The sequence below is a fragment of the Brachyspira pilosicoli genome (genome assembly GCF_008016535.1).
Lineage (GTDB): Bacteria > Spirochaetota > Brachyspiria > Brachyspirales > Brachyspiraceae > Brachyspira > Brachyspira pilosicoli_A.
Genome location: NZ_SAXY01000024.1, coordinates 1 through 11,933, shown reverse-complemented (window position 1 = coordinate 11,933; position 11,933 = coordinate 1). Strand labels below are relative to the sequence as shown.

Genomic DNA, 11,933 nt, shown 5'->3' with positions numbered 1-11,933 from the left:
AAAGAATTATTTAGCACCTGCAGAAACAAGCATATCTATAATAGTCTTATTTCCTTCTTCTTTAGCTAAATCTAATACAGTATAATCAACATTATTTATTTTTGCTATAGCATTAACATTAGCCCCCGCATTAATAAGCATTTTAACTGCATTTACATCATAATGTCTAATAGATAAAATTAAAGGCGTAGCATTTTTTAAATATAGATCTTCGCTTCCCCCTTCAAATCCAATATCAAGATTAGCCCCTGCATTGATAAGCATTCTTATTGCTTTTGTATTATCTTTGTAAATAGCCCAGGATAAAGCTGTAAAATTTTTGAAATATCCGTCTTCGAATCTCCCTTCAAATCCAATATCAAGATTAGCCCCTGCATTGATAAGCATTCTTATTGCTTCTGTATTATCTTCGGAAACAGACCATAATAAAGCTGTAGCATTTTTTAAATATCCGTCTTCATTTTTCATTTCAAATGCAATATTAGGATCAGCACCAGCATTGATAAGCATTTTTACTGCTTCTGTATTATCTTGTATAATAGCCCAGAATAAAGCTGTTAAACCATCATTATCTTTTAAATCAAGATTAGCACCATTTTTTATTAGTATTTGTGTTATTTCGTTTTGCTCAGCTCTGATATACCACATTAAAGGAGTTCGTCCATTTTCATTTTGATAATCTATATTAACATCTTCATCATTTATATAATATAAAACCTTCTCAGTATTTCCTACTAATACATAGGATAAAAAATCTTCGTCTATGGTTCTAGAATATAAATAGGATACATTAAATAACACTATTACAAATATTAATAATATCTTTTTCATACATACCTCCATTAATTTTTATTTATCTCTTTTAAATATTCATTTTTAAGTTTTTCCCAATAGTCCTTATATGATATCTTGCTGAAAGGCATCCAAGGTTTTATTCCAGATTGTGCTGGTTTATTTGTATATTCACTCATAAAATAATCTCTATTGTTGGAAAAATCTATATGCAAATTTAATTGAAATATATTAACTTGCCTCAGCAATCTCAAGCATTCTTATTATAAGGCTATTTCCTTTACTTCTTGCTATGCTAGAAGCTGTTTCACCGTCTTTGGTTTTTAGATAAATATTAGCTCTTTTATTTATGAGTAGTTTTACCATTTCAGCATTTTCTTTTTCTATTGCCCACATTAAAGCAGTATATCCGTTTCTATCAGCTATATCGAGTTTAGCACCTTTCTCTACAAAAAGTCTTGCTATTTCTGTGTTGTTATTATTTATTGCTAAAACTAAAGCAGTATGTCTATCATTGTTTACTACATTAAGGTCTGCCTTCATATCTATAAGGAACTCTGCTACTTGCATATTTTCTTTAGTGATTGCCTTTGAAGAAGCTATTCTCATTAGAACAGTATTGCCTTCATTATCTTGTACATTTATATGCACATTCTTATTATATACATAATCCCTAACTTTAGCCATATGCCCATAACTAGCCCAAAATAAAAAACCTTGCTCATCTGCAGTTATATTATATAAATTCGATTGAATTAATATAAAAAATAATAATAATAGTAAAGTATTTCTCATTTTATAACCTCAACAATATATAAGTATAACAAAATATTAATTTTTCTCAATATTTTTATCTTTAAGTATTGTTTATGAATATAAAAAATATTACTTTATTTGTTAAAAAATATAAAATTACTACATCTAGAATATTAGTTGATATTTTAATTATTTATATTTATGTTATTATATTTGCATTATGAAACTTAATAGTAAGCAAAAAGAAATAATAGATTTATTTTTAAATGAAGGAATTTGTTTTGTTAGCGCATCTGCAGGAACTGGTAAAACAACAACCATTACAGAAGCATATTTAAAACTATTAGAAAATAAAAAACAAAAAGTTTCTAATATAGTTGTTATTACTTTTACTAAAGCAGCTGCTAATGAAATGTTAATTAGAATAAGAAGAAAAATCAGAGAGAAAATAAACGAAGGGAAGGATTCTCAATATTGGAAAGATATTTATAAAGAAATATTAACTAATGCTAGAATATCCACCATACATTCATTTGCTAATTCTATTGTTAAAGAATATTCCATTTATCTTAATATGCCTCCCAAAATAACAATACTTGAAGAGAATAATGACTTTTATGAAGTAATTTATAATGAGATTTTAGAGTTATTAAATGATAGTGAGCTTTCAGAAGATATTAGAAAAAATTATAGAATATTTACAGATGAATCGAAAAATCAATTTATAAACGATATATTTAATTTTCTAATAAAAATAAAACCAAGATTAGAAACTATAAAAACATTTACAGAAAAAGCTAATGAAATTTTAAATATAAAACTTTACAATGACGTTTATAATAGTATGTTTGTAACTATGAGCTATCTAATAGATAATAAACCTCAAAACAAAGAAGGTATTATTATAAAAAACATAGTAGATTCTATTAATGATTCAATAGATATTATTAAAAAAATTAAAGATATAGAGAATATAGAAAATGATGACTTATATTATAATGTATTAGACTCATTGAAAAATATAACAAAAAATAGAAACCTAGGACAAACTAAGCACACAGATTTTAAAAATGCTTTTGATAAGTTAAAAAAGAGTTTAATACCAAATTTTGAAAAATATATAAAAATACAAAAAAATAAAGAAATATATAAGAAACTTATTAATTTTATAAAAGAAGCCTATAACAGATTAGAAAACACTAAAAGACAAATGGGGGTATATTCCCATGAAGATATGATTTCAAAAGCAATAGAGGCATTAGAAAATGAAGCAATAAACAAAGAAATAAGAGATAATATTAATACAGTAATATTAGATGAAGCTCAAGATACTAGCAAACTTCAATTTTCTTTTATAAATTTAATAGTTTTTGGAGATAGAGAAATTGAAAAAGAAACTACCATAAAAGATAAAAAAATACTAATAGTAGGAGATAGAAAACAATCTATATATAGATTTAGAAATGCTGATTTAAATGTATTTACAAATGCTCAAGATATTTTTAAAGATTATGTAAGATATTTGCAAGATAATTATAGAAGCAAAGAAATGCTTATAAATTTCTTTAATGATATTTTTGAAAATATAGTATTTAAAGATGATAATATAAAATATAAAAAAGATGATAATTTAATTTCAGGACAAAATGATAATACAAAAAATAAATTAGTTTCTTTATTAGTTTTTAATAACAATGTTGATGAAGATATAAAATTAAACACAGATTCTAAAACTATATTAGAAGCATATGCTATAGCTAAATTTATAAAAACGAATTTAAAAAATGATTATAAAAATACAGCAATGCTTCTTCAAACATTTAGCAGATTAAATATTTATTTATCAGTATTTGCGGAAGAAAAAATACCTTATTATGTTGATGGAGGAAATGGATTTTATGACAGAGTTGAAATATTTAATTTAATAATATGTCTTAAATATTTAGTTTTAAAAGATTATTCACTATTACAAAGTTTATTAATGTCTGAATTATTTGATATAAAGATTGCAAATTTATATGATTTCTCAATAGAGTTAAAATTAAATGAAAATGAAGATTATAATTTATATGATTATTTTTCATTGAATGATTGCAAAGAAAAAACTATAGAAATAGCAAAGAAGAAAAAATATTATAATGAACTAAAAAAAGCTAAAGAGTTATTAAATAGTATAGAATTAAAAATTAGTACAATGTCATCTTATGATGCAATAGATACAATATGTGTTGATACAAATTATTATAATTATTTGATGCTTAAAGAAGACGCAGAAATCTCTTACGCTAATATAGAAAAATTAAAAAAACTAGCTTATGATTTTGAGAATAGGGCGGGGGTGAATATTTATGATTTTGTTATTAGTTTGGATATGAATGCAAAAGATATATCATATGCTACAGTACCAAAATTATCAGTTGATGCTATTAGAATAATGACTATACATAAATCTAAGGGTTTAGAGTTTAATAATGTATTTTTAGCTGGAACTGGACATTATAGAGCTCTTCAAAATAATATGTTTGATTTTGTTGAAAACTTTCCATATATAGAGATTCCTATACATGGAGAAATAGAAGAAAAATTGAAATTCTTTTCTAAAGATGATGATTATAATTCTTCAGCAGATAAATCTGAAAAAAAAAGGCTGTTATATGTTGCTTTAACAAGAGCAAAAGAAAGATTAATAATATCTGGTGAGAGCAGATATAAAAATTTCAAGGAGCCTAACTCATATAGAAATTACATAGACTCTTATCATAATTTTAATATAGATGACTCTATAAATAATACAACAGATGATTTAATTCATGTTGATGATAATACTAATGAGTTTATGGACTACTACTCTTATGGTATATTAAAAAATGCTAATTATGATTTAAATGAAATATATATTAATAACTTAGAAGAAATAAATAAAAAAATAGATTCTATAAATATAAATAGTATTATAAAAGAAAAAACAAAAAAAATAAAGTATGTTAATCCTTCAGAGGTATTTGAAGCAGATTTTGATAAAAGCGTTATTAGCAGATTATTAAATAAAAATATTTCTGTTTCTTTAGATGATGATAAAAACTTTGATTTGGAAAATCTTGAAACAATCAAAGCAATAGATATGGGTATTTTAATGCATGATTTGCTTGAACATTTTGATTTTGATGAATATAAATTACACAAAGATAACTATATAGAAAAAATAAAAAATAATGCCTTAAAACAAAATAAACATTATGATGAAAAAGATTTAAGAAAAAGGCTAGATAAATATTTTACAAACTTTATAAACAATAAACATATAGCAAATATTATAAATGGGAAAGAATTAATAGTTTCAAGAGAGCATAAGTTTCAAGAGAGAAAATTAATTGAAAATAGAACCGAAGTTATTAATGCTAAAATAGATTTAATTACAAAAAATATAAGCGAAGAGTATTTTATTTTAGATTATAAAACTACAAAATATTCTAAAGAAAAAGAAGAGAAATATACAAAACAGCTTGAAATGTATAAAGATATTGTAAAAAAAGCATTTAATATTAATAAAAACATAGATATAGATTTAATATTTTTAGGATAATTTTTTATTTAAGGAATAAACAAATGTTTAAATTTAATATTAAAGATAAAAATAATTATTTTGAATCTCAAGATAAAGCATATATTAACCCTCCAAAAAGGATACCATTTTTTTTAAGGTTTCCTATATGGATAGCAAGCAAGAAGTTAAAAAAAGATTTACTGCTTGCAAAGGTTTTAGCTTGGAGTCCAAAAACAGCTATTAGTTCTGCTATATTAGAATCTTTAATAACGCATGATGACAAAGAAGTATCTAAGAGATTATTAAAGCTTATAAGAATACAAATATCTATAGATGTATCTTGTCCTTTTTGTATTGATATGAATAGTTTTGAGTATGACAAAGAAAATGTAACAGACGAAGAAATTAAAGCATTACAAAACAAAGATATAGATAATTGTCTTTCTTTATCAAGAAAAGAAAAAATAGCATTGAGATATATATCCGCTATAACAAAAACTCCTGTGATAATATCAGAAGAAATAATAAATGATGTGAAAAGAGAATATTCTGAAAGGGCTATATTGATATTAGTGGCAACAGCTGCACAGGTTAATTATTGGGCTAGACTTATAAGGGGATTAGGAGTTCCTGTTGCTGGTTTTAGTAATATTTGTAAATTGGAATGATATTATTATTATTATTATTATTATTATTGCATTATAAAAAACTTATTATATTTAAGCATTTTTTTATTTATTAAAAAATAAACGTTATAAATCAAAAAAATATATTTATAAAAACTGTCATGGAGCCATAGATATTGTACTTTTACTTGCTATAATATTTTTGATTCTTTCTTTGATTGTAATATACAATAACGAAGAAATCAATCTTTGATTGTTATAAAAATGTGTATATTCTTTTAATTTTTCTCTTAATAATTCTACTGTGATATTTTTATTTAATCGTGAATAAAATTCTCTTTCGTCTATGCCGTGTACTCTTTCTACTACGCCGTTATATCTTGGTGTAGCTACAGGAATATATCTCCTCTCTAATTTATTTTTTAAGCAGTATTCATCAAAAATATTGATTTTAGGAGTATTAATACAGCGATAAGTATATTCCATACCATTGTCCGTTTGTATAGCCTGTATCTTAAAAGGTGAAGTTTTCAATACATATTTTAAGAAAGATAAAGCACTATAAGGTGTTTTATCCTCATAGATTTGCCTCCAACTATAGCGAGTAGCTAAATCGACAGCAGTAAATTGATAAACTCTTTTTCTGCCTAATTTGATATATTTAGTGTCTATTTGAACTATTTTGCCTTCTTTTTGTATTTTAGAGACAAATTTACGCTTATCATATCGCTTCTTTTTCTTTTTTGTTTTATATCTCCAAAGATTATTTCTTTTTAGTACATTCTCTATAGCTGTAACACCTATCTTAATGCCTTTACGATTTAGATATGCTTTAATATAATGCTTACCTCGATATTCTTTAGTATAGAGTTCAATAATTAAATTAATAGCTTTTTGATTATTAAAGATATTTGGAGAAGTTTTTGGCTTAGTACTAAAATTAGCAACTGTTCCAGTGTCTTTATATTTTTTAAGCCAAGCATAAAAAGTAGATTTGGGTATTTCTTCTATCTTTAAAAATCTTTTAATATTTTTAGTTTCTAATGCTTCATCCACTATAAATAATTTAAATTCTGTGCTATAATCTTTTTTCATAGTAGCATCCTTTTTATTTGTTTTATGTTCAAAATATTATAACAAGGATACTGCTTTTTTTATACTAAAAAATGTCCAATATCTCACACTCCTTAACAAAAGTAAATAATATATATATTTATGTTTATGAGCATAAAACAAATAATAATTATAATGATTTATATTTATCTAGAAATGATGTGTTCCCATATATAGGAAGAATATATATAAATAATTATAATAGCTTTATTATAAATGATGTTTATTTTTCATCTGATAGAATAACAATTAAAAATTATTATGATAAACCAATTTTAACTACTAAACACCCGTCGGATAATAAAAGAAATTATAGATATGAGCCTGAAACTTTTGCTGAAATAAAATTCAAAACAAAATTAGATAATACTTCAAAATCACAAATTGAATATGTTATTGAGTTTAAACCTTATGACAGTATTGTTAACTATGTTGGTGATAATATTAAAAAAACTTTAATAGAGCCTGTAAAAATAGAAGGCGTTTTTGAAATTATAAAAAAAGATGAAGCAGAAATTATAAGGCTGCATAATGCAGAAATATTTAATTTAATTAATTACAAAGGTGTTTTATTATGTCCGAGAAAATATTCTCTCACAATGTATTTAATTTTGATTATTTTTTTATGAATGGAAAAGAAAAAATAAATTCATCTATTAATGGAGTTAGAGAGTTTTCAGAAGAGTTTTTGTAAGATAAAATGAAAGAAAATAAAGATATGGTTGAACTTTATGTAAAAGACTCTAAAAAAAGACATTTGAAATCATTAATGAATGAGAGTGTATTAAACTATATTGATAATTATGCTGATTATTATGATAAACTTAAAGAGTTTAAAAGTTTTAATATATTATACTATGATGATAAAACAATATCTTTATATAAAAGAGTTTCAAAGTTAGAAGATCTTAAGCTTTCTGAAATAGATAATATATTTATGACATTTGAATTAGGTAGTCAGAAATTAATAAGCCCTTATCTTAAAGACTTAGTAAATGCCCCTGAAGTATTATTAAAAAAATATAATGCACCTAAAGATTTTTATTCAAATATAGATAGTTTAATTTTCGGAGTAACTGATTCATTTATTGTAATAATGAAAGAAAAAGAATACGAAAAAATATTTATTGATAATAAGAATATAAAAGATTATATAAAGAAAGAGCATTATTTATCTTATTTATACAATTAAACTTTTATTATATATAAATATTAATTTTTGAATTATTTATTTTCATAAAGACATAATACATGCAGATAATAATATTTTATAGTAATGTATTTTAGAAAAATATTGAAAATTATTAAATATATGTTATCATAAAACAAAATAAAGATAGTGAGTTATTTAATGATATTAACTAACGTAGTAACAATTAAAAGTAAAAATGGTATGCATTTAAGACCAGCTGGAGTATTATCACAAATAGCAAGTAAAATAGAATATTCTGATTTAGGAATATTTTTACTTTATAATGGAGTAAGAGCTGATGCCAAAAGTGTGTTTAATATTATGGGGCTTGGAGCTTTTTGCGATGCCAATTTAATACTTGAAATTGAATATGAAGAAGGAATGGAAGAAGCTGCTAAAAATGCCGAAAAAGAACTTTTGTATTTCTTTGAAGAAGGTTATATTAATGCAGAGGTTCCAGAGGAAGAAGAATAAAATAAATATATTCATTTCAAAATAAATCTTTTAGGTTGTAAACTATGATTAGCTATTCAATAATAACCATGCTTATAATCTCAATAATAATAGTGATGATACTTACTATTAAGTTTAAAGTACATCCTTTTATAGCAATGTTAATGGTAGCTATATTTTTATCGTTTACATTGCATGTACCTTCAAATAGAAATCCTCATTATATAAATGAAATTGCTTCCCTCATAGGTAAAGGCTTTGGGAATGCTTTAGGAAGCGTTGGTATTATAATAATATTAGGAAGTATTATTGGTAATATATTAGAGATGTCTGGGGCTACATATAAACTCGGTGAGATAATTTTAAAAATAGTCGGTAAATCGCACCCTGCTCTTGCTATGAATATATTAGGTTTTATAGTTTCTATACCCGTATTTTGTGATTCTGGATATTTAATATTAACACCATTAAGAAAAGCATTAGCAAAAAAAAGTGGAGTTTCACCTGTGGCATTATCTGTGGCATTATCAACAGGTTTATATGCTTCCCATGCATTAATACCGCCTACACCAGGACCTGCTGCTGTTATTAATCTTTTTAATCTACAAGAACATTTATTTACCGTTATAGCAATAGGTCTTATCGTTGCCATACCTACTTCTTTATCTGGTGCTATATATGGTATATTTATATCAAAATATGTTAAAAAGAAAGATTATAAAAAAAACAATTATAGTTATGAAAGTGTTATCGATGATATGGAAAAACTTCCTTCAGCATTCAAATCATTTTCACCTATATTTGTGCCAATAATACTTATGTCTATAGGTTCTATAGTAAGATTTAATTCTTTACATTTAGATGAAGATAGTTTTATAAAAAATATGTTTATATTTTTAGGTGAGCCTACTATGGCATTATTCATAGGTTTTTTATTTTCACTGCTGCTTATAAAAAATTTTAATAGAGATAAAATGTATATGTGGGTTGCTGATGGGGTAAGAGATTCTGGAAATATATTGGTTTTAGTTGGTGCCAGTGGAGCTTTTGCTGAAGTTTTGAAATCTACAGAGCTTACAAATATTATATTTGAACTTGGAGATGTATTTGCTTCTGTAAATTTAGGATTAGTACTTCCTTTTTTACTTGCTTCTATTTTAAAAATTTCTTTAGGCTCTTCAACTATATCTGTTGTTACGGTTGCTAGTTTATTTGCACCATTACTTGATACGTTAGGATATACTACTCTGATATCGCAAGTTTTAGTATTAATGTCTATAGGAGCAGGTTCTATGGTATTTTCTCATATCAATGACAGTTACTTTTGGGTAGTAGTAGAATTATCTGGTTTAACAGTTCAAGATGCATATAAAGCTAGAACTTTGGCTACTGTGGTGCAAGGGGCCACTGTTTTAACTATAATTATGATATTCTCGTTTTTATTAAAATAAATATAAAGAAGGTAAAAATGTTAAAAATAAAAGTAATTAATAAATCAAAAAATCCTCTTCCTAAATATCAAACACTTGGAGCTTCAGGTTTAGATTTGCATGCTAATATAGATGCCCCTATTACATTAAACAAAAATGATATAGTTTTGGTACCTACAGGTTTATACATAGAAATACCTGATGGTTATGAAGCCCAGATTAGAAGCAGAAGTTCATTAGCTTTAAAACATGGAATATTTTGTTTGAACTCTCCTGCTACTATTGATAGTGATTATAGGGGAGAATTAAAAATTATATTAGCAGCTCTTACTGACATACCTTTTACTATTAATGCTGGTGATAGAATTGCACAGATGGTATTTGCAAAAGTAGAAAAAGCAGAGTTTGAAGAAGTAGGGGAGCTTTCCGACTCTGTTAGAGGTGAAGGCGGTTTTGGAAGTACAAATATATAATTAATATAATTTTTATTTATTTATTTAAAATAAAAATAGGATGTATTTAAACACCCTATTTTTTACTTTTTTATTTATAATTATTTCAAAGCAATATTATAAGTATCCATTGCTATAGCTTTTTCTTCATCTGTAGCTATAACATAAAGCTTAATAGCAGCACCATCTTTTTCAAAATTAGCACAGCCTCTAGCCTTAGCATTTTTGTCAGCATCAGATTTAATACCAAGCTCATCTAAACCTTCAAGTATTCTTCCTCTAATATAAGCACTATTCTCACCAATACCTCCAGTAAATACTATACCGTCAAGATGTCCAAGTACAGCCATATATGAACCTATATACTTTTTTACTCTATAACAGAACATTTTTATAGCAAGTTCAGCTCTATTGTTAGTTTTAGAAGCTTCCTCTAAGTTTCTCATATCATTGCTAACACCAGAAATTCCTAAAAGTCCGCTTTTTTTATTTATGATATTATCGATTTCTTTAGTAGATAAGTTCTCTTTTCCCATCATGAAAGTAATAACAGCAGGATCCATATCGCCACATCTAGTACCCATCACTAAACCTTCTAATGGAGTTAACCCCATACTAGTATCAACAGATTCACCATTTTTTACAGCAGTAACACTAGCACCATTACCTAAATGGCAAACTATAACATTAGCATTAGGCTTATTGATTGCCTTACAAAATTCACCATATACATATTTATGTGAAGTACCATGGAAACCATAACGGCGAACTTTATATTTATCATGCCACTCATGAGGTACTGCATACATATAAGCATAATCAGGTATTGTTTGATGGAAACTGGTATCAAAAACTCCCACCATTTTTACATCTTTTAATATTTCTCTACAAGCACTTATTCCTTGTAAACCAGCTGGATTATGTAAAGGAGCTATATCGCAGCAATCTTCAATAGCTTTTATAGCTTCATTATTAATTAATGTACTATTATTGAATGCTTCGCCGCCATGAACAACTCTATGACCTACCGCAGATATTTCACTCATATCAGCTATAACACCAACTTCTTTATCTGTTAAAAGAGAAAAAATTAAACTCATACCTGCTTTATGATCAGGAACTTTTTGTTCTATTTTTTTTTCCTTGACTTTTTCTACAGCAGTATGTTTTAATGCACTTATTTCTTCACCTATTTTTTCTAATAAACCTTTTGCTAGTACTTTTGCTTCAGGCATAGAAAATAATTGATATTTAATACTAGAACTACCAGAATTTATCACTAATACATTCATAAAATAACTCCATTATTTTTATAATTTATTCATTATAACATACTAATTATATTTATCAATAAAACTTATAATATTTTTTTGTCATGGAGCCATAGATATTGTACTTTTACTTGCTATAATATTTTTGATTCTTTCTTTGATTGTAATATAACCTAACGAAGAAATCAATCTTTGATTGTTATAAAAATGTGTATATTCTTTTAATTTTTCTCTCAATAATTCTACTGTGATATTTTTATTTAATCGTGAATAAAATTCTCTTTCGTCTATGCCGTGTACTCTT

11 protein-coding genes and 1 pseudogene are annotated in these 11,933 nt (G+C 25.4%); 6 read left to right on the top strand and 6 right to left on the bottom strand.

Annotation, left to right across the window (positions count from 1 at the left end; translation table 11 throughout):
• Nucleotides 1-6 precede the first annotated feature (6 nt).
• The 3 genes from EPJ72_RS03485 to EPJ72_RS03480 are packed head-to-tail and all read right to left on the bottom strand — an operon-like array spanning nt 7 to nt 1,587.
• Nucleotides 7-831 (bottom strand): ankyrin repeat domain-containing protein, encoded by an 825-nt coding sequence (locus EPJ72_RS03485; protein ID WP_158636879.1) that lies wholly within the window; start codon nt 829-831, stop codon nt 7-9.
• 11 nt (nt 832-842) lie between these two features.
• Nucleotides 843-971: a hypothetical protein gene (locus EPJ72_RS13585; protein WP_277871904.1), complete on the bottom strand. Its 129-nt coding sequence runs from the start codon at nt 969-971 to the stop codon at nt 843-845.
• Nucleotides 972-1,023: 52 nt separating this feature from the next.
• Nucleotides 1,024-1,587 carry an ankyrin repeat domain-containing protein gene (locus EPJ72_RS03480; RefSeq protein ID WP_147730858.1) on the bottom strand — a complete coding sequence of 188 codons (564 nt, stop codon included), beginning with the start codon at nt 1,585-1,587 and terminating at the stop codon, nt 1,024-1,026.
• A gap of 181 nt (nt 1,588-1,768) precedes the next feature.
• Here EPJ72_RS03480 and EPJ72_RS03475 point away from each other — a divergent pair, with 181 nt between their 5' ends.
• Both EPJ72_RS03475 and EPJ72_RS03470 read left to right on the top strand, forming a co-directional pair.
• On the top strand, nt 1,769-5,131 hold the full coding sequence (locus EPJ72_RS03475; protein ID WP_147730857.1) for a UvrD-helicase domain-containing protein: 3,363 nt from the start codon (nt 1,769-1,771) through the stop codon (nt 5,129-5,131).
• A gap of 23 nt (nt 5,132-5,154) precedes the next feature.
• Nucleotides 5,155-5,760 carry a carboxymuconolactone decarboxylase family protein gene (locus EPJ72_RS03470; RefSeq protein WP_147730856.1) on the top strand — a complete coding sequence of 202 codons (606 nt, stop codon included), beginning with the start codon at nt 5,155-5,157 and terminating at the stop codon, nt 5,758-5,760.
• 117 nt (nt 5,761-5,877) lie between these two features.
• Here EPJ72_RS03470 and EPJ72_RS03465 read toward each other — a convergent pair whose 3' ends face one another.
• Nucleotides 5,878-6,813, bottom strand: coding sequence for a DDE-type integrase/transposase/recombinase (locus EPJ72_RS03465; RefSeq protein ID WP_158636878.1), 936 nt, complete (start codon nt 6,811-6,813; stop codon nt 5,878-5,880).
• A gap of 71 nt (nt 6,814-6,884) precedes the next feature.
• Between EPJ72_RS03465 and EPJ72_RS03460 the strand changes: the two are divergent.
• The 4 genes and pseudogenes from EPJ72_RS03460 (at nt 6,885) to dut (ending at nt 10,379) form a co-directional block, all read left to right on the top strand.
• A pseudogene (locus EPJ72_RS03460) lies at nt 6,885-8,023 on the top strand (hypothetical protein).
• 159 nt (nt 8,024-8,182) lie between these two features.
• Nucleotides 8,183-8,497 (top strand): HPr family phosphocarrier protein, encoded by a 315-nt coding sequence (locus EPJ72_RS03455; RefSeq protein ID WP_147730855.1) that lies wholly within the window; start codon nt 8,183-8,185, stop codon nt 8,495-8,497.
• 44 nt (nt 8,498-8,541) lie between these two features.
• On the top strand, nt 8,542-9,927 hold the full coding sequence (locus EPJ72_RS03450) for a GntP family permease (protein WP_147730854.1): 1,386 nt from the start codon (nt 8,542-8,544) through the stop codon (nt 9,925-9,927).
• Nucleotides 9,928-9,944: 17 nt separating this feature from the next.
• On the top strand, nt 9,945-10,379 hold the full coding sequence (gene dut / locus EPJ72_RS03445) for a dUTP diphosphatase (RefSeq protein WP_147730853.1): 435 nt from the start codon (nt 9,945-9,947) through the stop codon (nt 10,377-10,379).
• An 80-nt stretch (nt 10,380-10,459) separates the two neighbouring features.
• Here the strand turns inward: dut and EPJ72_RS03440 are convergent, their stop codons facing one another.
• Nucleotides 10,460-11,650, bottom strand: coding sequence for an acetate/propionate family kinase (locus tag EPJ72_RS03440; RefSeq protein WP_147730852.1), 1,191 nt, complete (start codon nt 11,648-11,650; stop codon nt 10,460-10,462).
• Between the two features lie 81 nt (nt 11,651-11,731).
• Nucleotides 11,732-11,933, bottom strand: a 202-nt coding sequence (locus EPJ72_RS12985; protein WP_158636870.1) for an IS3 family transposase, incomplete at its 5' end; no start/stop codon positions are given.

What these genes read in the sequence shown, in the direction of transcription:
- EPJ72_RS03485 (WP_158636879.1), bottom strand. Translation starts at nt 831, where the DNA reads ATGAAAAAGATATTATTAATATTTGTAATAGTGTTATTTAATGTATCC.
- EPJ72_RS13585 (WP_277871904.1), bottom strand. Translation starts at nt 971, where the DNA reads ATGAGTGAATATACAAATAAACCAGCACAATCTGGAATAAAACCTTGG.
- EPJ72_RS03480 (WP_147730858.1), bottom strand. Translation starts at nt 1,587, where the DNA reads ATGAGAAATACTTTACTATTATTATTATTTTTTATATTAATTCAATCG.
- EPJ72_RS03475 (WP_147730857.1), top strand. Translation starts at nt 1,769, where the DNA reads ATGAAACTTAATAGTAAGCAAAAAGAAATAATAGATTTATTTTTAAAT.
- EPJ72_RS03470 (WP_147730856.1), top strand. Translation starts at nt 5,155, where the DNA reads ATGTTTAAATTTAATATTAAAGATAAAAATAATTATTTTGAATCTCAA.
- EPJ72_RS03465 (WP_158636878.1), bottom strand. Translation starts at nt 6,813, where the DNA reads ATGAAAAAAGATTATAGCACAGAATTTAAATTATTTATAGTGGATGAA.
- EPJ72_RS03455 (WP_147730855.1), top strand. Translation starts at nt 8,183, where the DNA reads ATGATATTAACTAACGTAGTAACAATTAAAAGTAAAAATGGTATGCAT.
- EPJ72_RS03450 (WP_147730854.1), top strand. Translation starts at nt 8,542, where the DNA reads ATGATTAGCTATTCAATAATAACCATGCTTATAATCTCAATAATAATA.
- dut (WP_147730853.1), top strand. Translation starts at nt 9,945, where the DNA reads ATGTTAAAAATAAAAGTAATTAATAAATCAAAAAATCCTCTTCCTAAA.
- EPJ72_RS03440 (WP_147730852.1), bottom strand. Translation starts at nt 11,650, where the DNA reads ATGAATGTATTAGTGATAAATTCTGGTAGTTCTAGTATTAAATATCAA.